Annotated in this window: 24 protein-coding genes; 13 read left to right on the top strand and 11 right to left on the bottom strand. The window is 71.7% G+C overall.

The genetic code is table 11. The features are described from left to right. Window positions 1-55: 55 nt before the first annotated feature. Window positions 56-1,042: an agmatine deiminase family protein gene (locus SROS_RS29795; RefSeq protein ID WP_043657031.1), complete on the top strand. Its 987-nt coding sequence runs from the start codon at window positions 56-58 to the stop codon at window positions 1,040-1,042. Between the two features lie 360 nt (window positions 1,043-1,402). After that, the gene (locus SROS_RS29800) at window positions 1,403-3,181 is read left to right on the top strand and encodes a tetratricopeptide repeat protein (RefSeq protein WP_245564332.1); all 1,779 of its coding nucleotides are present in this window, start codon (window positions 1,403-1,405) and stop codon (window positions 3,179-3,181) included. Between the two features lie 80 nt (window positions 3,182-3,261). On the opposite strand, the gene SROS_RS29805 is transcribed toward SROS_RS29800, so the two are convergent. After that, window positions 3,262-3,762 (bottom strand): MarR family winged helix-turn-helix transcriptional regulator, encoded by a 501-nt coding sequence (locus tag SROS_RS29805; protein ID WP_012892636.1) that lies wholly within the window; start codon window positions 3,760-3,762, stop codon window positions 3,262-3,264. A 97-nt stretch (window positions 3,763-3,859) separates the two neighbouring features. On the opposite strand from SROS_RS29805, the gene SROS_RS29810 reads away from it, so the two are divergent. Together SROS_RS29810 and SROS_RS29815 are read left to right on the top strand one after the other, a co-directional pair. Further along, window positions 3,860-5,113 (top strand): flavin-dependent oxidoreductase, encoded by a 1,254-nt coding sequence (locus tag SROS_RS29810; RefSeq protein ID WP_012892637.1) that lies wholly within the window; start codon window positions 3,860-3,862, stop codon window positions 5,111-5,113. Beyond that, complete coding sequence (locus SROS_RS29815; RefSeq protein ID WP_012892638.1) at window positions 5,098-5,553, top strand: DUF3237 domain-containing protein; 456 nt, start codon at window positions 5,098-5,100, stop codon at window positions 5,551-5,553. The genes SROS_RS29810 and SROS_RS29815 overlap by 16 nt, the downstream gene beginning before the upstream one ends. A 10-nt stretch (window positions 5,554-5,563) precedes the next feature. Here SROS_RS29815 and SROS_RS29820 read toward each other — a convergent pair whose 3' ends face one another. Continuing rightward, window positions 5,564-6,613, bottom strand: coding sequence for a LacI family DNA-binding transcriptional regulator (locus SROS_RS29820; RefSeq protein WP_012892639.1), 1,050 nt, complete (start codon window positions 6,611-6,613; stop codon window positions 5,564-5,566). A 160-nt stretch (window positions 6,614-6,773) separates the two neighbouring features. Here SROS_RS29820 and SROS_RS29825 point away from each other — a divergent pair, with 160 nt between their 5' ends. From SROS_RS29825 to SROS_RS29855, 7 genes are read left to right on the top strand one after another with little or no spacing between them, the layout of a single operon-like run. Then, on the top strand, window positions 6,774-8,399 hold the full coding sequence (locus tag SROS_RS29825; protein ID WP_012892640.1) for an ABC transporter substrate-binding protein: 1,626 nt from the start codon (window positions 6,774-6,776) through the stop codon (window positions 8,397-8,399). 8 nt (window positions 8,400-8,407) lie between these two features. Beyond that, entirely contained in the window at window positions 8,408-9,358 is a 951-nt protein-coding gene (locus tag SROS_RS29830) for an ABC transporter permease (RefSeq protein ID WP_012892641.1), read from the top strand. Beyond that, window positions 9,355-10,221 carry an ABC transporter permease gene (locus SROS_RS29835; protein WP_012892642.1) on the top strand — a complete coding sequence of 289 codons (867 nt, stop codon included), beginning with the start codon at window positions 9,355-9,357 and terminating at the stop codon, window positions 10,219-10,221. The genes SROS_RS29830 and SROS_RS29835 overlap by 4 nt, the downstream gene beginning before the upstream one ends. Further along, a complete protein-coding gene (locus SROS_RS29840) occupies window positions 10,218-11,186 on the top strand; it encodes an ABC transporter ATP-binding protein (RefSeq protein ID WP_012892643.1) in 969 nt (322 codons plus the stop codon). The genes SROS_RS29835 and SROS_RS29840 overlap by 4 nt, the downstream gene beginning before the upstream one ends. Beyond that, window positions 11,179-12,078, top strand: coding sequence for an ABC transporter ATP-binding protein (locus tag SROS_RS29845; RefSeq protein ID WP_012892644.1), 900 nt, complete (start codon window positions 11,179-11,181; stop codon window positions 12,076-12,078). The genes SROS_RS29840 and SROS_RS29845 overlap by 8 nt, the downstream gene beginning before the upstream one ends. After that, window positions 12,075-13,487: an amidase gene (locus SROS_RS29850; RefSeq protein ID WP_012892645.1), complete on the top strand. Its 1,413-nt coding sequence runs from the start codon at window positions 12,075-12,077 to the stop codon at window positions 13,485-13,487. The genes SROS_RS29845 and SROS_RS29850 overlap by 4 nt, the downstream gene beginning before the upstream one ends. Window positions 13,488-13,517: 30 nt before the next feature. Then, complete coding sequence (locus SROS_RS29855; RefSeq protein ID WP_012892646.1) at window positions 13,518-15,146, top strand: amidohydrolase; 1,629 nt, start codon at window positions 13,518-13,520, stop codon at window positions 15,144-15,146. 121 nt (window positions 15,147-15,267) lie between these two features. Here SROS_RS29855 and SROS_RS29860 read toward each other — a convergent pair whose 3' ends face one another. After that, window positions 15,268-16,167 (bottom strand): class I SAM-dependent DNA methyltransferase, encoded by a 900-nt coding sequence (locus SROS_RS29860; protein WP_012892647.1) that lies wholly within the window; start codon window positions 16,165-16,167, stop codon window positions 15,268-15,270. A 79-nt stretch (window positions 16,168-16,246) separates the two neighbouring features. Beyond that, window positions 16,247-17,287, bottom strand: a complete 1,041-nt coding sequence (locus SROS_RS29865; protein WP_012892648.1) for a phosphotransferase enzyme family protein — start codon at window positions 17,285-17,287, stop codon at window positions 16,247-16,249. Window positions 17,288-17,405: 118 nt separating this feature from the next. Here SROS_RS29865 and SROS_RS29870 point away from each other — a divergent pair, with 118 nt between their 5' ends. Continuing rightward, window positions 17,406-17,807, top strand: coding sequence for a GlcG/HbpS family heme-binding protein (locus SROS_RS29870; protein WP_012892649.1), 402 nt, complete (start codon window positions 17,406-17,408; stop codon window positions 17,805-17,807). Between the two features lie 176 nt (window positions 17,808-17,983). Next, entirely contained in the window at window positions 17,984-18,127 is a 144-nt protein-coding gene (locus SROS_RS51290; protein ID WP_165781490.1) for a hypothetical protein, read from the top strand. On the opposite strand, the gene SROS_RS29875 is transcribed toward SROS_RS51290, so the two are convergent. The 7 genes from SROS_RS29875 to SROS_RS29905 form a co-directional block, all read right to left on the bottom strand. Beyond that, window positions 18,124-19,284: a CaiB/BaiF CoA transferase family protein gene (locus tag SROS_RS29875; protein ID WP_012892650.1), complete on the bottom strand. Its 1,161-nt coding sequence runs from the start codon at window positions 19,282-19,284 to the stop codon at window positions 18,124-18,126. The genes SROS_RS51290 and SROS_RS29875 overlap by 4 nt on opposite strands. A 112-nt stretch (window positions 19,285-19,396) precedes the next feature. Next, window positions 19,397-20,296, bottom strand: a complete 900-nt coding sequence (gene rbsK, locus SROS_RS29880) for a ribokinase (protein WP_012892651.1) — start codon at window positions 20,294-20,296, stop codon at window positions 19,397-19,399. Then, window positions 20,293-21,789 carry an ADP-ribosylglycohydrolase family protein gene (locus tag SROS_RS29885; protein WP_012892652.1) on the bottom strand — a complete coding sequence of 499 codons (1,497 nt, stop codon included), beginning with the start codon at window positions 21,787-21,789 and terminating at the stop codon, window positions 20,293-20,295. The genes rbsK and SROS_RS29885 overlap by 4 nt, the downstream gene beginning before the upstream one ends. Continuing rightward, on the bottom strand, window positions 21,786-22,943 hold the full coding sequence (locus SROS_RS29890) for an ADP-ribosylglycohydrolase family protein (RefSeq protein WP_012892653.1): 1,158 nt from the start codon (window positions 22,941-22,943) through the stop codon (window positions 21,786-21,788). The genes SROS_RS29885 and SROS_RS29890 overlap by 4 nt, the downstream gene beginning before the upstream one ends. Window positions 22,944-23,106: 163 nt before the next feature. Further along, on the bottom strand, window positions 23,107-24,072 hold the full coding sequence (locus SROS_RS29895; protein WP_012892654.1) for an ADP-ribosylglycohydrolase family protein: 966 nt from the start codon (window positions 24,070-24,072) through the stop codon (window positions 23,107-23,109). 4 nt (window positions 24,073-24,076) lie between these two features. Further along, the gene (locus SROS_RS29900) at window positions 24,077-25,045 is read right to left on the bottom strand and encodes an ADP-ribosylglycohydrolase family protein (RefSeq protein WP_012892655.1); all 969 of its coding nucleotides are present in this window, start codon (window positions 25,043-25,045) and stop codon (window positions 24,077-24,079) included. Next, the gene (locus SROS_RS29905) at window positions 25,042-26,337 is read right to left on the bottom strand and encodes an ABC transporter substrate-binding protein (RefSeq protein ID WP_012892656.1); all 1,296 of its coding nucleotides are present in this window, start codon (window positions 26,335-26,337) and stop codon (window positions 25,042-25,044) included. Before SROS_RS29905 ends, SROS_RS29900 begins: the two co-directional genes overlap by 4 nt. Between the last annotated feature and the right edge of the window lies 1 nt (window position 26,338).

A 26,338-nucleotide genomic window follows, 5' to 3' on the forward strand; every position in this document is an offset into this window, starting at 1 on the left:
CGCCGTCCCCCACACCTCTCCGACCCCTCCGACAAGGAGCCCTGCCGTGTTCTTCATGCCGCCGGAGTGGCACCCGCACACCCGCACCTGGATGTCCTGGCCGGTCGCCGGGTACGCGCTGAGCGACCCCGAGGCCTCCTACCGCGCCTGGTCGAGCGTGGCCAACACCATCGTCCGCTACGAGCCGGTCACCATGGTGGTCGACCCGGGCGGGCGTGAGCCGGCCGCCCGCTGGCTCTCCCCCGAGGTCGAGGTGATGGAGCAGCCGCTGGACGACTGCTGGATGCGCGACAACGGCCCGACCTTCCTGCTGGACGGCAGGGGCGGCCTGGCGGGGGTGGACTGGACCTTCAACGGGTGGGGCTGGCACGCCCACGCCAAGGACGACCTGGTCGCCGGGGCCGTCCTGGAACGGGCGGGGGCCGTCAGATTCCGTTCGGAGATGGTCAACGAGGGCGGCGGCATCCATGTGGACGGCGAGGGGACGGTCATCGTCACCGAGACCGTCCAGCTCGGCGACAGGCGCAACCCCGGCTGGACCAGGGAGCGGGTGGAGGCCGAGCTCGGCGCCCGGATCGGCGTGGAGAAGGTGATCTGGCTGCCGCGCGGTCTCACCGCCGACTACGGCAGGTACGGCACCAGCGGCCATGTGGACCTGCTCGCCTCCTTCGCCCGTCCCGGGCTGGTGCTCTGCCACGTCCAGCCCGACCCGGACCACCCGGACCACGAGGTCACCCGGGAGAACCTGGCGATCCTGCGCTCCTCGACCGACGCCAGGGGCCGCCGGCTGGAGGTCGTCGAGCTGGTCGCCCCGGAGACCCGCGAGGCGGACGGGGAGCTGGTCGACTACTCCTACGTCAACCACTACCTGGCCAACGGCCTGGCCCTGCTCTGCTCCTTCGACGATCCGCGCGACGCCGCAGCGGCCGACGTCTTCGTCAAGCTCTTCCCGGAGCGGGCCGTCGAGATGGTGGACGCCCGCGCCATATTCGCCCTCGGCGGGGGGATCCACTGCATCACCCAGCAGCAGCCGCGCCCCTGACCGACCCGGAAACTGGTATGGATTGTGCTGTTTTGTCTAGTGACTTGTCCGGATTCGGCCACCCTGAGAAATAGATCTTGTCAATATGGGTGATTAATGCGAATACTTGCGATTTGTTCTGATTACCAAGAGAGGCATCGCAATGAAGCGCGTTATCGTTCACAAGCCTGGCACCGTCACGCTCCGCGGGACCGCCAGCCCCAAGCACGTCGGCTGAGACCGAAATCACTGAACCGGCGCCCAGCGATGGGCGCCGGCCCCCAGAACCACATAAACCTCAGAACCATATAAAGGAGACTGGTGAGTCGGGGACCGCTCCCACCAGAAAACCCGCCCCTCCCCCCGCTGCTCCTCCCCCCCGTGGACGCGGACCGGCGCCTGCGGGGGCCGTACACCGCCGGCGGCGCGATCGCCTCGGCCCTGGCGTCCGTCGCCCGGCCGGAGCTGGTCGCCCGCTATGACATCGAGCTGCGGGCCATGTCACCCGACCTGGACGGGCTGGTCCCCGCCAGGCGGCGGTCGATGGCCGACCACCTGCCCAGGGCCGAACGGATCCTGGTCCACGCGCCCCGCCGCACGCTCCGCCTGTCCAACGGACTCGCCGAGTTCGTCCGCGAGCACCTGGCCGAGACCGGGCCGCGGACGCTCGTCGTGGAGAACGTCCACCAGGCCGACCCAACCGACCACGAGCTGCTGGCGGTGCTGCGGCGGCGGATCTCCCCGGACCTGCTGACCGTCGTGATCGGCGGGCAGGCCGTACCGGAGGAGCCCCTCAGCCCGGAGGAGCACGACGTCCGGGCCGACGAGCTGGAACGGGAGGGGACGATCGGCGCGCGGCTCGGCGCGATCCCCTACCACCGCGAGCACGGCACCGACCCGCACCGCGCGGTGGAGGCCTTCCGGTCCGCGGTCGAACGGTGCCTGGACGCGGGCTGTCACGACGCGGTGGCGGAGCTGGGGCTGCGCGCGCTGCCGCTGGCCGACCCGGCCGCCGAGCCGGAGACCTGGTGGCGGCTGCTGCACAGCACCGCCACCGCACTGGGCTCGCTGAACCGCGAGGACGAGGCCGAAGCCCTGTTCGACCTGGCCAGGCGGACGAGCGTCTCCCCCGCCACGCACGCCGCGGCCGCCTACTCCACCGGCATGCTCAAGGTCCGCCACCACGACCCGGCCCGGCGCGACCTGGACGCCGCGCTGGCCTGGGTGAACCAGGCGATCGCCATCTCCACGCTGCTGCCCGACCCGCGCGAGCGCGCTTTCAAACTGGGTTTCGACCTCAACGGCCGGGCCCTGGTGGAGGTACGGCTCGGCAACCCCGCCAGGGCTCTGGAGCTGGTCCAGGAGGCGGTGGAGCTGGCCGAGCACGGCCTGGAGCCGGGCGAGCACCCGATCCACCGGCTGGTGCTGCTGGCCAACCGGGCGCAGCTCGCCGTCATGCTGGGCCGTCCCGAGGACGCGCTGGAGGATCTCGACGCGGTGATCGCGGCCGACCCCGGCTACCCCGACTACTACATCGACCGGGGCAACCTGCTGCACCGGCTGGGCAGGCGGGAGGCGGCGATCGCCGACTACGAGACGGCGATGCGGGTCGGCCCGCCCTTCCCCGAGCCGTACTACAACCGGGCCGAGATCCGCTTCTCGACCGGCGACCACCGGGGCGCGCTCGCCGACCTGGACCACGCCCTGGAGCTGGACCCGGAGTTCGTGGACGGGCTCGCCAACCGGGCCGGGCTGCTGGCCGCGCTCGGCGAGTACGGCAGGGCCAGGGCCGATGCGGAGAGCGGGCTCGCGCTGGACCCGGTCAACCCGTATCTGCTGTGCGCGCTGGGCCAGGTCGAGATGGCCGAGGGCCGCCACAAGGAGGCGCGGGCCGCGTTCGACCATGCGCTGGAGCGTTCCCCCTCGCTCGCCGCGGCCTGGGCCAGCCGGGGGATGCTGGCGTTCGAGACCGGCGACCCGGAGGGCGCGGTCGCCGACTTCACCCGCGCCCTGGAACCCGGCGCGGATCCCGCACTGCTGTTCAACCGCGCGATGGCGCTGCGCGCCGCCGGGCGGGAGGAGGAGGCGGTGGCCGATCTCACCCGCGCGCTGGAGCTGGCGCCGGACGACGACGACATCAAGCGGGAGCTGGCGGGCTGAAGGTCACGGCCGCGGGGTCTTGACACCACCGACAGGCCCCTGTTCACACGGACCGGGCAGCGCCGTCCGGCGGGCCGGTGTCATTCCTGTGGCCGTGACTCGATCAGCTTTCGCATCATCTCGACGAACCGGACCTGCTCGGTCTCGTCAAGCGCGGCGAACCAGGCCCGCTCACGCCGGGTCTGGAGCTCGAAGGCCTCGGCCACGATCGCCCGCCCTCGCTCGGTGAGATCGACGTAGACCAGCCGTCGATCGGCGACAGTCCGGCTGCGGTCCACGAAACCGTCCCGCTCCAACGTGTTGACCAGGTTCGACACCGCCGAGCGGGTCAGCACCGACATCTCGGCGAGCCGGGCTGACTGAGTCGGCCCCAGCAGCCACAGTTTGAACATCAGCCGGAAGCCCGGCAACGTGAGCCCACGCGGCCGGTGCACCTGGGATTCCAGGTCGTTGACCAGCATCTGCGAGAGCTGCAGCACGTTGTAGGAGAGCGTGAAGGCACGGGAATCGGCCGCCGTCCCCATGCCCGCCACCCGGTCTCTCGCGTACTTCTCGTACCGGCTCTCGGCTGATTCACCCATGTGCCCGATCTTCCCAGGGTCTTGCGCGGAGACCGTCCGCTCTGGATGATGAAACACGAAATAGTTAAGGCCAAAACATTCAGCCCGGGGAGTACGGATGCCAGTGGTCATCGTGGGTGCCGGCATCGGCGGGCTGGCCGCAGCCCTGAGCCTGCACGCGGCGGGCATCACCGACGTAGTGATCGCCGAGGCCGCCGCGGAGCTGCGCCCGCTGGGCGTGGGCATCAACCTGCTCCCGCACGCGGTTCGCGAGCTGACCGAGCTGGGCCTGGCCGACCGGCTCGCCGGGATCGGCGTGGCCACCGGGGAACTCACCTACTACAACCGTTACGGTTCGCGAATCTGGTCCGAGCCCCGCGGCCTGCGCGCCGGATACCGGTGGCCGCAGTTCTCTGTGCATCGAGGCCGGCTGCAGATGCTGCTGCTGGCGGAGGTGCGCAGGCGCCTGGGCGAGGCCGTGGTTCGGACGGGTCACGCGCTCACCGGATTCCATCAAGAAGGCGGCACGGTGTCGGCCCGATTCGCGACGGCCCGAGGAGAAACCGAGTTGACCGGCGACGTGCTCATCGGCGCCGACGGAATCCATTCGACGGTCCGGGCCCTGCTCTACCCCGATGAGGGGCCGCCGCCGTGGAACGGCCTCGTCCTGTGGCGCGGGGTGTCCCAGGCGCGGCCCTTCCTCTCCGGCCGTTCCATGATCATGGCCGGGGACGGCACCACGAAGTTCGTCGCCTATCCGATCCAGGACACGGCCCCGAACCTGATCAACTGGATCGCCGAGCGCCCCATGGAGAAGGCCGTCGCGCGCGGTGACTGGAATCGGCCCGTGGAGCCCTCCGAGATCCTTCGCCACTTCGGCGACTGGCGGTTCGACTGGCTGGACGTGCCCGGGCTGATCTCGGCGGCCGACGCCGTCTACGAATACCCGATGGTCGACAGGGACCCTCTCCCCCGTTGGTCGTACGGCCGGGTGACCCTGCTCGGCGACGCCGCCCACGCCATGTACCCGATCGGTTCCAACGGCGCCTCCCAGGCGGTGATCGACGCCCGTGTGCTCGCCTGCGAACTCGCCGCCGGCCGCGCCCCGGAGCAGGCGCTGACCGCCTACGAAGAGCGCCGGCGACCCGTCACGACCACGCTCTGCCAGGCCAACCGCGGCATGGGGCCCGAAGTCGTGATGAAGATCGCCCACGAGCGCGCCCCGAGCGGGTTCACCGACATCGAGGACGTGATCCCGATGACCGAGCGCGAGAGCATCGCGGCCGACTACAAGCGCACCGCCGGTTTCGATCCCCGCCTGCTCAACGAACGCCCCTCCTACGGCGTGGAGCCGGCATGGGTCTCGAACTGACCCCCCTGGCCGCCTTCCGGGTGGAGCTCGACCCGATCCTGGAGCTCGGCGACTCCCCCTGGGGCCGCCGCCGGATCATCAACATCACCGGCGGCTCCTTCGAAGGTCCGCGGCTGTCCGGCGAGATCCTGCCGGGCGGGGCCGACTGGCAGGTCGTCCACCATGACGCGAGCGCGAGCATCGACACCCGTTACACGCTGCGCACGCACGACGACGCCCTGGTCTACCTGCAGACCACAGGGATCCGGCACGGTCCGCCCGAAGTGATGGCGCGGCTCGCGCGGGGCGAGGAGGTGAACCCCGCCGAATACTACTTCCGGCTGTTCTGCCGCTTCGAGACCGGAGCCCCCGCCTATCGCTGGCTCAACCGTTCGCTTGCCGTCGCGTCCGGTATGCGCACCTCCAACGCCGTGCTCTACGACGCCTACGAGGTGAGGTGAGACACCAGGCCTACGCGGTGGCGGGGAAGGCCGAGGACGCGCGGATCTGGAGTTCGGCCGAGAAGAGGCGGCCGGGGTCTCCCTCGCGGCCTTCGATGCGGTCGACGAGCAGCTCCACCGCGGCCCCGGCGGTCTCACCGGGCAGAAAGCTGAGCGTGCTGACCGGCGGATCCGTGTAGAGGGCCGCCGAGTCCTCCGTGGTGCAGACGAGCAGCAGGTCATCGGGGACGGATCGGCCGCGCTTGCGGATCGTGTCCAGCAGGAGCGGCGGATTGACCTCGACCAGGGTGAAGAGCGCGTCCGGCGGGACAGGGCCGTCGAGCAGCCGCTCGACGGCGTCGAGTGTCTGCTGAATGCCAGGGCCGGGCAGGTAGGCGATGGAGGGTTCACGGCCTCGCTCGGCGCACCAGTCCTGGTAGGCGTCGACCGATTCCTGGTGGAAGCAGGCTGTGGTCGCGCCCGCGACGACCGCGATGCGTTCGGCGCCGGCTTCCTCCAGATGATCCAGGACCTGGCGTACGGCGTACTCGTTGTCGAAGTCGACCCACCGGCCGGCCGTCTGCGCCTCGCTCACGGCCTCCGCCAGGGCCCGCCGATCGGAGACCACCGGGATGCCCGCCGCGAGGAAATCTCCGACCATCGGATCTCCCGCGACCGGGTCGACGACGAACACGCCGTCCAGCGGCATGTCCAGCCAGCAGTCGTCCGGACCGGAGGTGGGCAGCAGGACGACCCCGTATCCGTGAGCCAGGGCCGCCCGGGTCGTGGCGTTGACGAGCTGTCCGAAATAGGCCAGGTCGGCGTAGACCCACGGCGTCTCGACGTACTCCCGCGCCGCGAGGCCGAGCAGCCGGGTGTGCCCGGCGCGCAGCAGCCGCGCCGTGGCGTTCGGGCGGTAGCCGAGACGGCGCGCCACCTGCCGTACGTGCTCGCGGGTAGCCGCGGGAAGACGCCCGGCTCCGTTCAGCGCGTCCGACACGGTCGTCTTGGAAACCCCTGCGGCGCGGGCCACGTCCACGAGGCGGACCCGGGAGACGGAGCTGCGGTCTGACTGACTCATGAGCGCGATCCTGTCATTTGACCCAGTGATCCGCTACCCCACCTACCGTTGCAGAATCGTTCCTTCACCTCCCTTGTGCAGGAACGTTCCTTCACCAATACTCGCAGCCACCTCAGCCGCGCACCGCAAGGTTGCGGCCCGTTCAGAAAGAGGTGGTCTGATGCGCACCTCCCGTTTCGCTGCCATGACCGCGCTGCTCGCGCTCGCGGTCGCCGCCTGCGGCGGCGCTCCACGCGCCGGCAAGGGTGGCGGCTCCGCCGCTTTCGAGATCACCAAAGACACTGCGCCGGCCAAGGGCACGGTGGACTCGGTTACCTGGTCGCTCTACGCCGAACCGCAGTCCTTGGACTACGCGTACGCCTTCGACTATTCGCCCAACACCGTGCTCGCCAACGTGTGCGAGCAGCTCATGCGGATCACCCCTGACCTGAAGCTGGAGCCGGGCCTGGCCAGCGCCGTGGCCTCTCCCGACCCCAAGCGCTGGGTCTACACGATCCGCTCCGGCGTGCGCTTCCACGACGGCTCGACGCTCACCGCCGACGACGTCGTCGCCAGCCTGCGCCGCCACCTGGATCCCAAAGTCGGCTCTTACTGGGTCTCGGCCTTCCAGAACGTCAAGTCGATCGAGAAGACCGGGCCGATGGAGGTCACGGTCCACTTGAGGAAGCCCGACCAGCTCTTCAACGAGGAGATGGGCACCTCCGCGGGCAGCATCGAGAGCGCCGCGTTCCTGGCCAAGACCGGAGCGGGCTACGGCACCCCGGACGGTGGCGTGAACTGCACCGGGCCGTTCACTCTCGACACATGGCAGAAGGGCCAGTCGATCACGCTCAAGAAGTACGACGGCTACTGGGACACGACGCTCACCCCCAAGGTGAACACGGTCAAGAACGTGTTCATCCAGGACCCCTCCGCGCGGGTCAACACGATGGTCGCCGGCGAGGTCGACGGCGGCTACCTGGTGCCGGCCACCGGCTTCGCCAAGCTGCGCGCCGCCACCAACGGCACGCTCTACTTCGGCCCCAGCACCACGGCCGTGAGTCTGATCCCCACCAACCTCAAGGGCACGCTCGGTGATGTCCGGGTCCGCAGGGCGCTGTCCATGGCGCTCGACCGCGAGGGCATCGTCAAGGCCGCCGCGGCTGGAGGCGGCACCCCTGCGAAGGCGCCCGCCGCGATCGGCGCGTGGGGAATCGCCCCGGACGCGGCCAAGGGCTACTACGACAAACTTCCGGCCATCACCCGGGATGTCGCCGGGGCGAAGAAGCTGATCCAGGAGGCCGGCGCCGCCGGCAAGAAGATCGTGATGGCGACCAGCACGATGTCCCCGGAGATCAGCGTCATCGCCAACGCGGTGCAGTCGGCGGGGCAGGCCGTCGGCCTCCAGGTCGAGCTGAAGGCGGTCGCCCCGGACGCCTACACGGCGCTGTTCTCCGACCCGAAGGCCCGCGAGGGGATCGATCTGGTCATGACGATCTGGTACGACTCCACCCCCGACCCGCTGGAGTTCTACGCCAACCTACAGACCGGCGCCTTCCCCAACTACGGCGGCTACTCCAATCCGGAGTACGACGCCCTGGTCGACCAGGCCAACAGCCAGGCCGACCCGTCCGCCCGCACCGCGACGGTCGCCAAGCTGCAGGAGATCGCCGTGCGCGACATGGTCTGGATCCCGCTGTACGAGGTGCCGCACACCATGTTCCTCAACAATCGGGTCACCGGCGCGCCGACCAGCATCGCCCAGCTCCAGTATCCCTGGGCGGCTCGTCTGGGTTCGGCCGGTTGAGTTCGACCATGGCGCGTTTCCTCCTCCGCCGAGTCGCCGGGATCGTCGCGACGCTGATCGCCACGTCGTTCGCGATTTTCGGCTCGGTGCACCTCGCCCCCGGTGACCCGGCGTCCTTCCTCCTGGGGGGTCGCTCGGCGTCGCCGGCGGCGGTCGCGGCGATCAGGGCGCAATATCACTTGGACGACCCGTTTCTGGTCCAGTACGTCAAATGGGCCGGCGGCGTCGTCACCGGTGACTTCGGCCGCTCCGCGCAGTTCCGGCAGGACGTGGCCGGCCTGATCATGGCTCGGCTGCCGACGACGCTGTGGCTCGTCGGCTACGCCGGCCTGCTCATCCTGATCGTGGGCCTCGCCCTCGGGGTGCTGGCCGCGCTGCGGCCAGGCGTCGTGGACCGGCTGGTCCTCATCGGCACGGGCGTCGCGACGGCCACTCCCTCGTTCGTCGCCGCGATGGGGCTGATCTCGCTGTTCTCCCTACAGCTGGGCTGGTTCCCCGCCTTCGGCAACGGCTCCGGTTTCGGTGACAGGATCGTCCACCTGACGCTTCCTGCGGCGGCGCTCTCGCTCACCTTCGCCGGCCTGCTGGCCCGGGTGACCCGGGCGGCGATGCTGGAGGAACTGGGGCGTGAGCACGTCGAGGTGGCCCGCTCACGCGGGATCCCCGGCAGCAGGGTGATGCGGCAGCACGTGTTGCGCAACGCCCTCGGCCCCATCACCACCGTGATCGGGACCGTCGTGGCCGGTCTGCTGGTCGCCACCTCGATCGTGGAGACCGCCTTCGGGCTCTCGGGGGTCGGCCAGTTGCTCGTCGGCTCCGTCACCGTCAAGGACTTCCCGGTCGTGCAGGCCGTCAGCCTGCTGGTGGTGCTGGCCTTCGTCACCGCCAACCTCATCGTCGATCTGCTCCACCCGCTCATCGATCCCCGTCTGTCCCACGCGAAGGGAGGCGCATCGTGACCGTCCTGCCCATCCACCGGCGCAAGATCCTGGCGCCGCTGACCCGCCTCGCCGAAGGCGACAAACTGGTCACGGCCGCCCTCGCCGTCCTGGCAGTGCTGATCATCGCGGCACTCTTCGCCTCGCTGATCACGCCGCACGACCCCGAGGCCATCGATCTGTCCGCCGCTCTGAGCGGCTCCAGCGCCGACCATCTGCTGGGAACCGACCAGTCGGGCCGCGACGTCCTGTCTCGGCTGATCTTCGGTGCGCAGACCGGCCTGCTCGGACCGCTGCTGGTGGTGGCCATCTCGACGGTGCTCGGCATGCTGCTCGGCGTGGCCGCCGCCTGGCTCGGCGGGGCCGTTGACTCGCTGCTGTCGCGGACCATGGATTTCATCTTCTCCTTCCCCGCCCTGCTGCTGGCCATCATCCTGGTGGCGGTGTTCGGTGTCGGGCTGACGGCGCCGGTGATCGCGATGAGCATCGCCTATGCCCCCTACGTCGGCCGGCTGGTGCGCAGCGTGGCCCTGCAGGAGATGACCCGCCCCTACATCCAGGCCTACAAGGTGCAGGGCTGGTCCGGCTGGGTGATCTGCCTGAGGCACCTGCTTCCCAACATCGCCCCGCTGATCCTCGCCCAGTCCGCGATCAACTTCGGTTACGCGCTCATGGACCTCGCCGCCCTGTCCTTCCTGGGCTTCGGTGTCCAGCCGCCCACCGCCGACTGGGGCGCGATGATCAACGAAGGGTCCGCGGCCCTGCTCCAGGGCGCGACGCTGCCCGCTCTTGCCCCCGGCGTCGCCATCGTGATCACGGTGGTCGCCTTCAGCATCGTCGGCGAGGCCATCGCCGACCGCGTCGCCAGGCGGGAGCAACGATGACCACTCCCCTGCTGGAGATCGAGAACCTGAACGTGCAGCTCGCGGCAGGCAAGGCCGCGCGCCCCATCCTCGACGGGGTGTCACTGCACGTCGCGCAAGGCGAGACCGTCGGACTGGTCGGCGAGTCCGGGTCCGGCAAGTCCGTCACCTGTCGTTCGGTGCTCGGCCTGTTCCCCGAAGGGGCCCAGACCTGCGGAAGCCTGCGGCTGGACGGGAACGACGTCCTGACGATGTCCCCCACCCGGCTCCGCGAGCTGCGCCGCCACGACGTCTCCATGGTCTTCCAGGACCCCCGAGCATCGATCAACCCGCTGCGCAGGATCGGCGACTTCGTCACCGAAGGGATACGGGCGGGCGGGGTGCCGCGGAAAGACGCGCTCAAGCGGGCCGGGGAGTTGCTGGAGTCGGTCGGAATCCGTGATCCCCGCGCGGCGCTGCGCAGGTATCCGCACGAGTTCTCCGGCGGCATGCTGCAGCGCGTGATGATCGCCGGCGCGCTCGCCGGAGAGCCCCGGCTGCTGCTGGCCGACGAGCCCACCACCGCGCTGGACGTCACCACCCAGGCCGAGGTGATCTCGATCCTCACCGACCTGCGGACCGAGCGTGCCATGGGGATGCTCTTCGTCACCCACGACCTGGAACTGGCCGCGGCGATCTGCGACCGCGTCTACGTGATGTACGCGGGACGGATCGTGGAAACCCAGTCCGCCGACGGGCTCTTCGGCCGGCCCCGCCATCCCTACACCGCGGCGCTGCTGGCCTCGACCCCGCAGCTGGACTCGGACCGGCCGCCGCGCAGCGTCCCCGGACGCCCGGTGTCACTCGCCGAGACTTCGCCCGGATGCGCCTTCGCGGTCCGCTGCGCCCACGCGCGACCCCGCTGCACCGAGCACGAGCCCGTCCAGCGGGAGATCGACGGCGCTCACGTGGCCTGCCTGCGTGCGGAGGAGCTGATCAATGACTGAGTACGCACTGGAGGTCGAGGGCCTGCGCAAGTCGTTCGGCGGCCATGTGGCCGTCGACGACGTCTCCTTCTCGCTGCGGCTCGGCGGCTCTCTGGCCATCGTGGGCGAGTCGGGATCGGGAAAGACGACGACGGCGCGGATGCTCGTCGGCTTGGAGCGGCCGGATGCCGGCCGGATCCGCGTCGGCGGGCGCGACCGCTCGGCCGCCGCCCGTGGCAGGGCGACCAGGCTGGCCCGTGCCCGCGAGATCCAGATGGTCTTCCAGGACCCCTACCTCTCACTCGACCCCCGCATCACCGTCGCCGAATGCGTCGAGGAGTCGCTGCGTCTGCACTTCGCGCTGAGCCCCCGGCAACGACGAGCCCGCCGCGACGCGCTGCTGGCGCGGGTCGGCCTCGGCGAGCGGGAGGCGGATGCGCTCCCCCGGCGGCTGTCCGGCGGCCAGCGCCAGCGGGTCGCCATCGCCCGCGCGCTGGCAACCGAGCCGAAGGTGCTGATCCTGGACGAGGCGACCGCCGCCCTCGACGTGTCCATCCAGGCGCAGATCCTCGACCTGCTGGCAGAGATCCGCCGTGACACCGGCGTCGGATATCTGTTCGTCACCCACAACCTGGCACTTGTCCGGCACGTCGCCGACGACATCCTCGTGCTCTACCAGGGACGCGTGGTCGAATCCGGCCCGACCCGGCAGGTGTTGTCCGCCCCTCAGCACCCCTACACCCGTCTATTGCTGCACTCGGTGCCACGACACGGCTGGGACCCCGCCCAGATCGCGGCCGACCGGCGCGCCCTCGCAGCCGCCCTACAGGAGACGCCGAACCCTCCGGCCTCCACCGAGTCCCCTCATCACGCCCCTGACACGAACCCCACGAAAAGGAGTGCGGCCCAGTGACCGACCTCGCCTACCTTCCCGCGACCGAGGCCCTGCGGCTGTTCCGATCCCGCGAGCTGTCCCCCGTCGAACTGATGACCGCCGTCATCGAACGGGCCGAAGCCGTCGAGCCGCGGGTGAACGCGCTGAGCGAGCGTACCTTCGAGGAGGCGCTCCTTCAGGCGAAGCAGGCCGAGCGCGCATACCGCGACGGCTCGCCACGTCCACTGGAAGGGCTCCCGGTGGCCGCGAAGGACGAGCAGCCGATCGCCGGACGGCTGGCCACGGACGGCTCGCTCGCCTACGCCACCCATGTGGCCGGGGTAACCCACCCGGTCATCGAGCGGGTGCTGGCCGCCGGCGGCATCGTGCACGCCCGCACCACGACGCCCGAGTTCTGCTGCGCGGCGTTCACGCACTCCCGGCTGTGGGGGGTCACCCGCAACCCGTGGAACCTCGACTACTCGCCCGGCGGATCCTCCGGCGGCTCCGGGGCGGCGCTCGCCTCCGGTACGGCCACGCTCGCCACCGGATCCGACATCGGCGGCTCGATCCGCCTCCCCGCCGCCAACACCGGCACCGTCGGATACAAACCGCCCTACGGCCGGGTGCCGGCGATGCCTCCGTTCAACCTGGACCACTACTGCCACGACGGGCCGATGGCCCGTACCGTCGCCGACTGTGCGCTGCTGCAGAACACCATCGTCGGTCCTCACCCCGGCGACGTGGTCTCTCTCCGCCCGGCGGTCCGCATCCCCGACCAGCTCGGAGACGTCACCGGGCTCCGCATCGCCTATGCCCCCAACCTGGGCGACTGGGAGATCGAGCCCGGCATCGCGGCCAACACCCGAGCCGTCGCCGACGCTCTGACGGCGGCCGGAGCGATCGTCGAGGAGGTGGAGGTCGGACTGCGCCGCGCCGATGTCATGCGCGCCGCGTTCATCCACTTCGGCACCATCTTCGGCCCCATGGTCGCCAACGTCGCGGCCGAACACGGCGACAGGCTGACCCGATACGCCCTCGCCTTCGCCGCGGAGTCCCGGGCGGCGGCGGAGTGGGACGGCTTCCTGGCCGGGCTGGAGATGGAGGCGGCGATCTACGCGGTCATCGGCGCGCTGCTGGACCGCTACGACGCGCTGATCTGCCCGACTACCGGGGCGCCCGCCCTACGCGCGGGCGAGGACTACATCGACACCAAGCTGACCGTGAACGGCGTCGAGCTCGACCACTACATGGACTATTCACTGACGACGGTCTTCAACATCGCCAGCCGCTGCCCGGTCCTCAACGTCCCGTCCGGACGAGCCGCGGACGGCGTCCCGACAGGCGTGCAGATCGTCGGGCGCAGCTACGACGACGCGACCGTCTTCCAGATCGGTGCCGCCATCGAGCGTGTCCGCCCGTGGGCGTTCCGCCCTGAATCTCTCTGATCCCCTGACCTCATGCCAAGGAGCATCCGTATGCCCACCCCCGCCGACCTCGTCTTCCACGGCGGTCCGGTGCACACGCTCGGCCCCGGCTTCACCACCGCCACCGCGGTCGCCGTCCGCGACGGCCTGATCATCGCCGTCGGCCGGGACGCGGAGGTGCGCCCGCTGGTCGGCGCGGCCACCGAGGTCGTCGACCTGGCCGGCCGGGCCCTGCTGCCCGGCTTCCAGGACGCCCACGTGCATCCGGTCCTCGCCGGCATCACCATGATCCAGTGTGACCTGCACGACGTCCATGATGCCGACGGGGCCCTCGCAGCCGTCCGGGCCTACGCCGAGGCGAATCCCGAGGTGAAATGGATCGCCGGAGGCGGCTGGTCCATGGAATGGTTCTCCGGCGGCACGCCCAGCCGGCACCTGCTGGACGCGGTGGTCGCCGACCGGCCCGTCCATCTGATCAACCAGGACGGTCACGGGGCCTGGGTCAACACCAAGGCCCTGGAGATGTGCGGGATCGACGCGGACACCCCGGATCCGGTCGACGGGCGCATCGAGCGGGAGGCCGACGGCACCCCGCAGGGCACGCTCCACGAAGGCGCCTCAGGCCTGGTCGGCCGGCACGTCCCCGAGCCGACCCCGGACACGATGCTGCGCGCCCTGCGCGCCGGTCAGCGGCGGATGCACTCGGTCGGCGTGACGGCCTGGCAGGACGCGATGGTCACTCCCGAGGTTCAGCGGGCCTACCTGGCCGCGGCCGAGTCCGGGCTGCTCACCGCCCGGGTGCTCGGCGCGCTCTGGTGGGACCGCGAACGGGGTGAGGAGCAGGTCCCCGAACTGCTCGCGCGCAGAGGCGGCGCGGGACGGTTCCGCGCCACCAGCGTCAAGATCATGCAGGACGGCGTGGCGGAGAACTTCACTGCCGCGATGACCTCTCCCTATCTGGACGGCTGCGGCTGCCACACCGGCAACCGGGGGCTCAGCTTCCTCGATCCGGAGAGGCTGCGTGCGCACGTCACCCGGCTGGACGCCGAAGGCTTCCAGGTTCATGTGCACGCCGTCGGAGACCGGGCGGCTCGCGAGGCCCTCGACGCGTTCGAGGCCGCGCGCGCCGCCAACGGCATGAACGACCACCGCCACCACATCGCCCACCTGCAGGTCGTGCATCCCGGCGATGTGCCGCGGTTCGCCGCCCTGGGGATCACCGCCAACATCCAGCCGCTGTGGGCGGCGCACGAGCCGCAGATGGATGAGCTGACCATCCCGTTCCTCGGCCCGGAACGCGCCGGCTGGCAGTATCCCTTCGGGGATCTCGTCCGGGCCGGCGCCTCGCTCGCGGCGGGAAGCGACTGGCCGGTCAGCAGCCCCGACCCGTTCTGGGGCATCCACGTCGCCGTCAACCGTACGGTTCCGGGCGGAGACCGGGGAGTGTTCCTACCGCGACAGCGTCTCGACCTGACAACCGCGCTGGCCGCCTACACGATCGGCACAGCGCGGGTGAACCACCTCGACACGCGCACCGGCACGATCGAGGAGGGCAAGCTCGCCGACCTGGTGGTCACCGACCGCGACCCCTGCTCGATCCCAGCCGGTGAACTCGCCGAGACGTCGGTGCTGGCCACCTACGTCGAGGGCCGTCGAGTGCACACCGATCCGGCCTTCTGATCCGCCGCCCGGCGCCACCGGCCGTCGGGCGGCCCGTCCGTCCGGCGGCGGGAGCGTCGTCCGGCGCGTGCCACCAGGACACCGACGACACCGATCAGCCCTTGGCTCTCACAGCGCCGGGCTACAGGTCACGATCATGGGTCACGGCCCGGTGGCGCTCCGCCGGAGCGTCCCGGTGCTCGACGTGCCCTGCCTGGCCGGCCGCGCGGCGCCGCCGCTCCTGCCGCTCCTGTCCGGGATCGTCGGCGGGCCGCGCGGCCCCGGGGAGCGTGATGCGGATCTTGGACTGCTTGGAGGGGAGCTTCTCCCAGTCGTCCATGAAGGCCGCGCGCAGTCCGTGCTTCTCGGCCAGGGCGGTCAGGGTCGCGGTACGGTAGTAGAAGTCCTCGCGCAGCACCTGGTGCTCCTGTCCCTCGGTGCGGTCGAAGGTGAAGTCGAACCAGCCGTCCGGCTTCATGATCCGGCCGACGTGCCGGAAGCACTCCTCGATCACGTGCAGCGGGGAGTGGGAGAAGACGCTGTGGGCGTGGACCACGTCGAACGTCTCGTCGGGCAGCGCGGCGAAACGCAGGTCCCTGACCGGCATGAGGTGGGGGAGCTTGTCGCGCAGGTCGTGGTCGGAGAGGGTGTCCTGGGCGGCGATCAGGATGTCGGGAGAGATGTCGACCCCGTAGTAGTTGCCCGCGTCCAGGTAGTCGATGAACAGGCGTCCGGCCCGCAGGTTGCCGCAGCCGATCTCCAGCAGGCGGTGGTCCGGCTTCAGGCCGTGCCGTACCAGGTAGTCGAACTGCAGGCGGCCCATGGCGAGCCAGCGCGCGTGCGACTTGCTGCCCACGGCCGCCTCCGAACCGCGGGCGACGTCGGACCTCATGACGGCCCGGTAGTAGTCGACGTGGTCGCGGGTGCGCAGGCGCAGCCAGGCGTTCCTGGTCAGCCTCCGCAGATGGGGCGAGATCCGGCCCGGATGGCGGATGGCGTATCCGAGCTGGTGGACGATGCTGGCACGGTTGTTGTTGTGCATGCCTCTCCCGAGGTCAGGGTGCCGCCCCCGGCGGTCCCTCCGGAGATGAGATGATATCCAAGAGTGATCAAGGCGACACTCATAGTGATCTTCCCGGGAGTGGCGTTCCCCGACGTCCCCCTGCCCCCGCGCCCGACAGGAACCGCTCGGCAAGCTCGCAGGTGCCCTCGGTGTAGCCTGCGCCCAACTCGGCGGCGATGTCCACGCCGGTGTGCGTGCCGATCCAGGCGACCAGCAGCAGGCGGCGGAACATGATGAATGTCCAGATCTCGGCCTCGTCCCCGGCCGGCAGGTCGAGGACGGTCCGGTAGCCGCGCACCCAGGAGTCGACCATCTCGGGGACCCGCGGATCGTGCTCGATGAAGCTGACCGCGGCGGCCAGGTCGTAGAGGTACCAGCCGAAGCCGCAGTCGTCGAAGTCGATGACGCTGGGCGGTTCGTCGCCCACCACCAGCAGGTTGGCCAGGCGCAGGTCGGCGTGGATCAGGCCGTAGCGGCCGGCGTCCCGGCCGAACCGGCGCAGCCGCTCGCGTAGTTCCCCGTCGAGCCGGTCCAGCAGGGCCCGCGCCTCCGGCCCCATCCCCACGCCGTCCTGCCAGCGACCCCACCGCGACTCGGCGCCGAGGGCGGCGTCGTAGTCCCAGTGGAAGCGGGTGAACCCCGCCGGGCGCGGCCAGCTCCGCGCGTGCCGGTGCATCCGCGCGGTGATCGCACCGAGCCGTTCGAAGTCGGGCACCAGCCGCTCCCGGGGCGGCTCAGCCCCGGGCAGGAACTCGAACATCACGCAGTCACGGGGCCACGCACCGGGGACGGTCACCACCCGGGAGCCGTCCGGGGCCGGGAGCACGCGCGGCGTCCTGACCCCGGCCTCCTCCCGGAGCGCCTCCAGCCAGGCGAGCTCGGACAGGATCGCCGGGGTGGCGTGGTAGCCGAGGCGGTGCACCCGCAGTATGGACCGCGCCCCGGTGACCGGGTCGTCCACCCGGTAGGTGGCGTTCTCCGACACGTTGACCAGCGTGACCTCGGCATCCGGCAGGCCGTGGATCCGCACCGCCTCGCGGGCGGCGTCATGCACGCGGGCCAGCACGTCGCCTCCGGCGGACAGGTCGTGGGCCTGCACGGGTTCTCCCTTCACGTACGCAGATCTTCGGATCCCGTATGAGATCTTGCACCGCCCGGCGGCGACGGATACAAACCGAATTGTCCACTGCTAACCCTTAGAGGGTTAAAGGAGGCTAGTGAACCTCGAACTCGCGCTGCGCATGTGTGAGGCCTCGGTGAAACAGGCCGGGCGGGAAGGGGCCCTCATCTCGGTGGCGGTGGTCGACGCGGGCGGCCACCTGGTTGCCTTCCAGCGGATGGACGGCTCGGAGATCGCCGGCCCGGCCCTGGCCCCCGGCAAGGCCTACACCGCGGTGGCCCACCGGATGTCCACCGCCGACCTCGCGCCGCTGGTCGCGCCGGGCGGAGAGCTGTACGGCCTCGCCGGAGACCGGTACGTGTGCTTCGGCGGCGGCATCCCGCTCCGGGACTCCGGCGAGGGCCGGCGGGTGGTGGGCGCGGTCGGCGTCAGCGGCGGCACCGTCGCCCAGGATGTGGCCTGTGCCGAGGCCGCCGCCTCGCTCTGGGACGGAGGGTAGGCGGACGGGGGTGCGAGGAGGACGCCGGCGGCCCGGACGGAGCCGGAAGGCCCGGCGCCCGGCGCCCAGGACGGATTTCACCACCGGGCCGCGTGTTACTCCCGGTACCGGTGGGGCAGAGGCGGCCTTGCCCCAGGCGGTGATCGCCTGACCGGTCCCACTCCGTGGAGGATCTCGTGAACGTTCTCGTGCTGCTCGCCCTGGTCTGCTTCCTGGCCGCCACGATCTGGGCCGCCATCGGCCGGTCCTGGCCGGTGGCGCTGCTGTCGGCCGGCGCGTTCCTGATCACGCTGTCCGGCACGTCGCTGATCGACGGTTAGACGACTCCCTTGTCCCGCAGGGCGGCGAGGTCCTCGGAGGTCAGGCCGAGGGCGCCGAGGACCTCGTCGGTGTCGGCGCCGTGCGGCCGGCCGGTCCAGCGGATCTCGCCGGGGGTGCCGGTGAGACGGAACATGACGTTCTGCATCCGTACCGGGCCGAGCTCGGGGTCCTCGACGGTCGTGATCGCGTCCAGGGCCGCCAGCTGCGGGTCGGCCATGATGTCGCGCACGTCGTAGACGGGGGCGACCGCCGCCTGGGCCCGCTCGAAGGCGGCCATGACCTCCTCGCGGGTGTGCTCGGCCACCCAGGCCGCGACGGCGCCGTCCAGCTCGTCGGCGTGCGCGACCCGGCCCGACCCGCTGGCGAACCACGGCTCGCCGATCACCTCGGGGCGGCCGACCAGGATCATCACCCGCTCGGCGATGCTCTGCGCCGAGGTGGAGACCGCGACCCAGGAGCCGTCCTTGCAGCGGTAGGTGTTGCGGGGGGCGTTGTTGACCGAGCGGTTGCCGGTGCGCGGCGGGACGACGCCGAGCTGGTCGTAGATGGTGGGCTGGGCGCCGAGCACGGTCAGGATCGGCTCGATGATCGACAGGTCGACCACCTGCCCCCGGCCCGAGCGCAGCGCGGTCATCACCGCGAAGGCCGTGGCGAGGGCGCAGATGCCGTCGGCCAGGCCGAACGGCGGCAGCGTCGGCGGGCCGTCCGGCTCCCCGGTCATCGCCGCGAACCCGCTCATCGCCTCGGCGAGCGTGCCGAAGCCGGGCCGCTTCGCGTAGGGGCCGAACTGCCCGAACCCCGTCACCCTCGCCAGCACCAGGTCGGGGTTGGCCTCGCTGAGGCGCTCGTAGGAGAGGTTCCAGCGCTCCAGCGTCCCGGGCCGGAAGTTCTCGATCACCACGTCGGCCTCACGCGCCAGCTCCACCAGCAGGTCCTGGCCCTCGGCGGTGGAGAGGTTGAGCGTGATCGCGCGCTTGTTGCGGCCGAGCATCTTCCACCACAGCCCCTCCGGGCCGTGGCCGCGCGAGGGGTCGGGCTTGGCCGGGTGCTCGACCTTGATCACCTCGGCTCCGTAGTCGCCGAGCAGCATCGCCGCCATCGGTCCGGCGAACAGGGTCGCCAGGTCCAGCACGCGGACACCTTCCAGTGCCTTCACATCTCCTCCAGGCAGCGCAGGCCGGTCATTCGGGACGGGGGTGGGTGCGGTGCGGGGGGGCACGGGCCCGGCCCTCCCCCGCGCCGCCGGTACGGCGGGCCGCGGGCCGGCGTCAGGCATCGGAACGGGCGAGGCTCCGGTCGATCTCGGCGCGGCTCGGCATCGAGGTGCTGGCCCCCTCACGCTGGACGGACAGGGCCGCGGCCGCGCCGGCGAACCGGACGGCCCGGTCGGGGGACTGCCGCTCGACGTGGGCGGCGGCGAGCGCCCCCACGAACGTGTCGCCCGCCGCCGTGGTGTCCACCGCCCGCACCTCGGGTGCCCGGACGCGCACGGCCGGGCCGGCGCCGGGCGCGGCGGTGAGCGCGCCGCGTGACCCCAGGGTGATGATGACCCAGCCGACCCGGGTCCTCAGCTCCCGCGCCGCGTCCTCGTGGCCGGCCAGCCCGGTGATCGCCGCGGCCTCGTGCTCGTTGGCGACGAGGATGTCCACGGCGTCCAGCAGCTCGTCGGGGAGCGGCTGGACCGGGGCGGGGGTGAGGATCACCGTGGTCCCCGCCGCGCGGGCGGCGCGGGCGGCGGCGGTGACCGCCTCAATGGGGAGTTCGAGCTGCAGCAGCAGGACGTCGGAGCGGGCGATGACCTCCAGCTCGGCCTCGGTGGGCGCGGTCACCGCGCCGTTGGCGCCGGGGACCACGATGATGGAGTTGCCCCCCTGCCCGTCGACCACGATCTGGGCGATGCCCGAGGGGCCCGGGACGGTGCGCAGACCGCTGACGTCGACCCCGGCCCCGGCCAGCGTCCGGCGCAGCTCGGGCCCGAAGGCGTCGTCGCCCACGGCGCCGAGGAAGACGACCTCGGCTCCGGCGCGCGCGGCGGCGATGGCCTGGTTGGCGCCCTTGCCACCGGGGATCGTGCGGAACTCCCGGCCGGTCACGGTCTCGCCGAGCCCGGGAGCGGCCTCGACATAGGCCACCAGGTCCATGTTGGCGCTGCCGAATACCGAGATCATGATTCCTCCGTCACCAGAGCCAGCGTACGGCCCGCCAGCTCGTCCAGGCCGATGCCGTCGAACCCGGTGACACTGCTGGACAGCCGGTTCTTCAACGACCACTCCGGCGGGATCGCGGACGCGCCGCGCAGCGCGCCGGCGATCGAGCCCACGGTCGCCCCGGCCGAGTCGGTGTCCCAGCCGCCCGCCACGGCGCCGGCGATCGAGGCGGTGAAGTCGCCCCGGCCGTGCACCAGCGCGGCCGTGATCAGCGCGGCGTTGTTGATCGTGTGAACCCAGTGCAGGGCTCCGTGACGCTCGTGGAGCCGGTCGACGACCCGCTCGAAGTCCTCTTCCCCGCGCGCGTCCTCGGCGGCCTGCCGTACGGCGACGGCCAGCCGGGACTCCGGCGGGACCACGGCGAGACCGGCGGCGACCACCTCCTCGACGGAGGAGGCCACCAGCGCCGTGGCGCACATCGCGGCCACGAACATGGAGCCGTAGATCCCGTTGGCGGTGTGGCTGAGCCGGGCGTCGCGCCAGGCGAACTCCGCGGCCGTCGCCGGGTCGCCCGGGTTGACCCAGCCGTGGACGTCGGCCCGGATCAGCGCGCCGATCCACTCCCTGAACGGGTTGCGGAAGGTCGCCGTGGAGGCGGGGACGGCTCCGCCCCGCCGATCCGCGGCATCCCGGCCGCCTCCCGCCCCGCCGTCCGGCGGATCGGGGAAGGCGGGACGCCCGCCCTCTTCGGCGGGCGGTTCCAGCCCCGTCAGCAGGTTGCGGTAGGCGGCGCGCTCGGCGGTGAACACCCGCCCGCCGGGCAGCTCGTCCAGCCAGAGCTGGGCGACGTTCTCGGTGGTGAAAGCGCGGCCGTGCCGTTCCAGCAGGGCCAGCGCGAGCAGCGCGAAGTTGAGGTCGTCGTCCTCGGGGACGCCGTCGATGTTCTCGGCGAGGCTGTTGACCGCGCTGCGCCGGTTCCACGGCCAGCGCGCGCCGATCTCGGCGGGCAGGCCCTCGGCGGTGAACCAGCCGCGGATGGGCCAGTTCCCGGTCGCCTCGGCGATCGCCCTGATCCCCTCCCGGGGGATCTTCTCCACCGGCTTGCCCAGCACGCATCCCGCCGCCCGGCCGAGCCACGCCCCCAGCATCCGGTCCAGGAGCCGCGGGTCCGGGGAGCCGGCCGCCGGCCCGTCGCCGCGCACGGCTCCGGCCGCCCCCGGCGACCGCCGCGGACCGGACGGCCATTCCGGGCAGGCCGCGACGATCCCGGCCAGGGTCGAGGGCTCGGGGAGCGGGGAGGGGAGCGCGGCCAGCTCGTCGAGCAGGTCCTCGGCCAGGCGGCGCAGCCGTACCGGGGGGACCTCGGGCGAGGCCCCCGCCCGGGGCGGGGCGTCGTGCCCGCCCGCGGCGTGCCAGCGCGCGGCGATCTCCGTCACCTCGCGGCCGTCCTCCGCGGCCTGACGCAGCTCGTGCCCGACCAGGTCCTCCGGCTGCACCCAGGTCAGCCTGATCATCCGGCGGCTCCGAGGAGGGCGGCGAAAGCGGACTCGTGGGCGCGGCGGCGCTCCAGGTCGGCGGTGTGGATGCCGCGGGCGACACGGGCCAGGGACAGGCCGGGGGTGACGAGGTCGGTACGGCTGGCGGTGGAGATCTGGCCGAGCCAGTCGGCGGGGATCGCCTCCCGCCCGCCGAGGGCACCGGCGATGGCGCCGCCCATGGAGGCGATGGAGTCGGCGTCGCGGCCGTAGTTGACGCCGCCGAGGACGGTGTCGCGGAAGCCGCCCTTGGCGATCAGCAGGAACGCCAGGGCGAGCGGGAGCTCCTCGATGCTGTGCTGGCGGCTCGGGCGCCGGGCGCCGAGTCCCTGGTCGCGGTAGGTGTCGGCGACGGTGTCGTAGGGCTTCATGGCCGCGCGCAGCGTCTCGAAGGAGCCGTCCCAGTGGCCGAGGTCGCGGGCCGCCGAGCAGACCGCGTCAATGGCCGCCGCCGTGCCGTCCCGGGCGAGCCGCAGGCAGGTGGCGACCACCGAGTCGGCCGTCGCGCCCGGCCGCATGGCCTCGGCCACCGCGGCGGCGAGCACCCCGGCCGCCTCCCGGCCGTAACTGGACTGGTGGGCGCCGGCCAGCTCGATCGCCTCGGCGTAGGCGGCGTCGGGGTCGGCGGCGTTCACCACGCCGACCGGCGCCATGTACATCGCCGCGCCGCAGTTCACGATGTTGCCGACCCCGGCCTCGCGCGGGTCCACGTGGCCGTAGTGCAGCCGCAGCACCAGCCACTTCTCCGCCAGGAAGACCCGGTGCAGCGGGAGCGCCTCGGTCTCCAGCTCGGGGATCCAGCGCTTCTCGCCCATCATCTCCGGCACCAGGTGATCGGCTGCCGCGTAGGCGTCCAGATGGCCTCCGACCCGCTCGTAGACCCGGATCAGCGCGTGCGTCATCAAGGTGTCGTCGGTGATGTGGCCGTCGCCCTTGTGGTAGGGCGCGATGGGCCGGGCGTTCCGCCAGTCCTCGAAGAACGGCGGGACCAGGCCCTCGACGTGCCCGCCGTAGCGCTCGCTGATCTGCTCGGGCGTCCAGCCCTCGGTGGCGCCGCCGAGCGCGTCGCCCACCGCGGCGCCCGCCACGCATCCGACGGCCTTGTCCTCAAGCCCACCCGCGGTCACACTCACCGGGGTACCCTCCTCACCTGCAGCACTCATCTACATCCTTCCAGCGTGGAGACCCCAGGCTTCAGCTCTGGGGCGGAAACGCGGCGCGGTGCCACGTGATTCGGTAATACGCTCCGCGGTGGCGGCGACCAAGCCGCCGCACGTGTCAGCCGTGGGGAGGATGTCAAGCGATCCATCCCCTCGCGATGTCCAGCAGATCGTTGCCCGCCAGCTCGGGCAGGCAGCAGCCGGTCAGGGTGGTGCTCCACCCCGGAGGCAGCGCGTCGTGGCCGGTGAACGCCCCGGTCAGCGCGCCGGTCAGCGCGGGCGCGGAGTCCGCCGCGGCGGCCAGGCAGGCGGCGGCCGGGACGGCGGTGCCCGGCGAGCCGCCGGAGACCTCCGCCAGCGCGAGAGCCACCGGGAACGTCTCGGCGGCGGCGATCCCGTAGCTGTAGACGTGGTCGAACAGTGCCGCGTCCAGCGCGGGCACCGCGCCGAACGGATCGCCCGCGCGGCGCGCGACCGCGAGCGCGGTACGGGTCGCGCGGCCGATGACGGTGTCGTCGGGGAGCGCGTCCAGCGCGGCCTCCACGGCGTCGCCCATCTGCCCGCCGTCCACCAGGACGCCGATCGCGCGGGCCATCGCGACGGCGCCGAGCACGCCGTCGCCGGCGTTGGTGACCTGGGCGTCGGCCGTCGGGTCCAGCCCTCTGGCCCCGAAGGCGACCGCCCGCACGACCGCGGCGTCGTCGAAGAAGTGCGGGTTGTCGTGGCCGCTGGCAGGGGGGCCGAGCCCCCGCGCGAGGTTGTCCAGCGCGGTCCGCACCGAGATCCGCGCCCTGACGTCGTCCCGGCCGGCGAGGCCGGTGAACGCCTCCGCACGGTCCTGGTCGATGGTGAGCGCGGTCCAGGCGAGCCACTCGGCGTCGTCGGACGGCCCGATCACCAGCGGCGCGACCGGCTGGTTGAGCGCGAACGGCACCGGCAGCGTGGTCACCCGGTGCTCCTCGGCGAAGGCGTCGAGCTCGCGGTGGAGCCGCCTGCTCCACGGCGCGTGCACCCCGGCCCGGTGCCGTGACGACGGCCACCCCGCCGCGTCGCCGATCGCCACCCCGGCGAACGCCCCCAGGATCCTGTCCCCCCGCATCATCGCCCTACGTCCCTTCCACGAGCTGATCGGCCACGTCGAGCACGTGCCGTCCTGCGGTCACCGGCAGGCATCGTCCCTCGACCGGGCCGATCTGCCGTGCCCACCGCTCCGGCACCGCCGCCTCACCGCGTCCCGCCCCGGCCAGGGCGCCGGCGATGGCCGCGGTGGTGTCGGCGTCCCGTCCCAGGTTCGCCGCGACCACCACGGACTCCTCCACCTCTCCCCTGCCCAGCAGGTAGGCGGCGAAGGCCAGGGCGACGGCCTCGGGGGCCAGGTCCGTCCACGGGTAGTGCCGGACCACGACCGCCTCGTGCAGCCGCGCGGCGACCTCGCCGGGTCCGGAGGGGTCCAGGACGGCCTCCCGGGCCCGGTTGACGTTGCGGGCGGTCCACGAGTCGCCGGGGATCACGGCGAGTCCGGCCGCGACCACCTCCTCCGGAGAGGCCCCTGTCATCGCGGCGGCCACCGCCCCGGCGACCGCGCGGCCGCCGAGGATGCCCTCGCCCGCGTTGCTCACGCAGCCGTCGATCTCCACCAGGCGGGCGGCCTCGCCGGGGTCTCCGGCGGCGAAGATCCCGTACGGCGCCGCGCGCATGGCCAGGCCGTCCGACCAGCCGTGCCGGTGCCACTGGCCGGTCAGCGGCGGTTCGAGGCCCCGCCGGAGCGCCTGGACGGCGCCGAGCTCGGAGAAGCCCGCCCCCTTCATGGGGCCGTCGACCAGGGGAATGATCTCCTGGCGGTAGGCCAGGGCGACGTCCTGCGGGGTCAGCGCGTGCCCGTGCCGCACGAGCAGGGAGGCCGCGAAGATGGTGTACTCGGTGTCGTCGGTGCCCCCGCCGTCGATCTCGGTCAGCCTGCCCCAGCGGGCGGCGATCTGCTCAGGCGAGAGGTTCTCCGCCGGGCGCCCGAGAGCGTCGCCGGCCGCGAGGCCGAGCAGACACCCCCGGGCGCGCCCCCGATGTGTCAAGGTCACTGGTTGTACCGCTCCAGCACCTTGTTGCCCTCGTCGACCAGCTTCTTCGCCGTCTCGTCGAGAGTGATCTTGTTGGCGAAGTACTGCTGCAGCGCCGGCGTGGCCACCTTGCTCTTCCACTCGTCGAAGCCGTTGACCTTCAGGAACGGCGCGACCACGAGGTTCTTGACCGATGCGGTCGCCACGTTCCAGCCGTTCTCCTCGGTCGTCATGGCCGGGTCGGCCGCGGCCTTGACCGAGGTCGGCAGCAGCCAGTCGCCCTTGGCGAGCTTGACCTGGTTCGGACCGTTCAGGAAGAAGGAGATGAACTTCAGCGACTGCTCGGGATACTTGCTGTCGGTGGCGACCGACAGCGTCTGCGAGACGGCGCCCTGCTCGGCGGTGGCGCCCTTCAGCGGCGGGAGGGTGACCCACTCGAAGCCGTCCGGCGCCTGCTCCACGACCTGCTGGCGCAGGTAGACGCCGACGGGCAGCATCGCGTACTTGCCGGCGTAGAAGCCGGGCAGCGGGTCGGCGGAGCCCATGCCGAGCGCGGACGGGTCGGCGGACTTGTCCTTGTGGAGCTGGTCGTGGATGCGCTGGAGCACCTCGCGCTCCTCGGCGCCCACCTTCACCGTCGTCTTGCCGGCGGCGTCGGTCTGGAAGAACGTGCCGCCGAAGTTCAGGCCCAGGTTGAGCACCTTGTTGACCGGCGACTTCATCGGCCAGGCGACACCGTAGGCGTCACCCTTGGTGAGCTTCTTGGAGATCTCGGCGAACTCGTCCCACGTCCACGGATTCTCCGGGGTCGGGATGCGCACGCCCGCCTTGTCGAGCAGCTTCTTGTTGCCGATGATGACCTGCGACTCCTGGAGGAACGGCACGCCGTACACGCCCTGCCCGCCCTTGCCGTCGCCGAAGGTGACGGTGTCCCAGGCGGCCTGCGGGATGTCGCTCTTCAGCTCGGCCGGGACCTTGTCCGTGAGGTCCAGCAGGTAGCCGCGGTTGGCGAAGCCGGACAGCGCCGGGGAGTCGTCGTGGATGACGTCCGGGGGGTCGCCCGCCTCGAAGGAGGTGACGAGCTGGTCGTTGACGTTGTCCCAGCTCCCCTGGATGTACTCGACCTGGATCTTGGGGTTGGCCTTGTTCCACTCCTCGACGAGCTGCTTGTTGGCGGCGATCGACTCCTTCTGCCAGGCGAGGCTCTGGAATTTGATCTTCACCGGCTCGTCGGGGGCTGCCGCGGGCGATTCCGAACCGCATCCGGCGGCCAGAACGAGGAGGCCTGCGGCCAGCACGACCCTCTTGCGCATA

This window comes from Streptosporangium roseum DSM 43021 (assembly GCF_000024865.1).
In the GTDB taxonomy this organism is placed as follows: Bacteria; Actinomycetota; Actinomycetes; order Streptosporangiales; family Streptosporangiaceae; genus Streptosporangium; species Streptosporangium roseum.

Coding starts and splice junctions, on each gene's coding strand:
- SROS_RS29795 (WP_043657031.1), top strand. CDS start 56: ATGCCGCCGGAGTGGCACCCGCACACCCGCACCTGGATGTCCTGGCCG.
- SROS_RS29805 (WP_012892636.1), bottom strand. CDS start 3,762: ATGGGTGAATCAGCCGAGAGCCGGTACGAGAAGTACGCGAGAGACCGG.
- SROS_RS29810 (WP_012892637.1), top strand. CDS start 3,860: ATGCCAGTGGTCATCGTGGGTGCCGGCATCGGCGGGCTGGCCGCAGCC.
- SROS_RS29815 (WP_012892638.1), top strand. CDS start 5,098: ATGGGTCTCGAACTGACCCCCCTGGCCGCCTTCCGGGTGGAGCTCGAC.
- SROS_RS29820 (WP_012892639.1), bottom strand. CDS start 6,613: ATGAGTCAGTCAGACCGCAGCTCCGTCTCCCGGGTCCGCCTCGTGGAC.
- SROS_RS29825 (WP_012892640.1), top strand. CDS start 6,774: ATGCGCACCTCCCGTTTCGCTGCCATGACCGCGCTGCTCGCGCTCGCG.
- SROS_RS29830 (WP_012892641.1), top strand. CDS start 8,408: ATGGCGCGTTTCCTCCTCCGCCGAGTCGCCGGGATCGTCGCGACGCTG.
- SROS_RS29840 (WP_012892643.1), top strand. CDS start 10,218: ATGACCACTCCCCTGCTGGAGATCGAGAACCTGAACGTGCAGCTCGCG.
- SROS_RS29845 (WP_012892644.1), top strand. CDS start 11,179: ATGACTGAGTACGCACTGGAGGTCGAGGGCCTGCGCAAGTCGTTCGGC.
- SROS_RS29855 (WP_012892646.1), top strand. CDS start 13,518: ATGCCCACCCCCGCCGACCTCGTCTTCCACGGCGGTCCGGTGCACACG.
- SROS_RS29860 (WP_012892647.1), bottom strand. CDS start 16,167: ATGCACAACAACAACCGTGCCAGCATCGTCCACCAGCTCGGATACGCC.
- rbsK (WP_012892651.1), bottom strand. CDS start 20,296: ATGATCTCGGTATTCGGCAGCGCCAACATGGACCTGGTGGCCTATGTC.
- SROS_RS29885 (WP_012892652.1), bottom strand. CDS start 21,789: ATGATCAGGCTGACCTGGGTGCAGCCGGAGGACCTGGTCGGGCACGAG.
- SROS_RS29895 (WP_012892654.1), bottom strand. CDS start 24,072: ATGATGCGGGGGGACAGGATCCTGGGGGCGTTCGCCGGGGTGGCGATC.
- SROS_RS29905 (WP_012892656.1), bottom strand. CDS start 26,337: ATGCGCAAGAGGGTCGTGCTGGCCGCAGGCCTCCTCGTTCTGGCCGCC.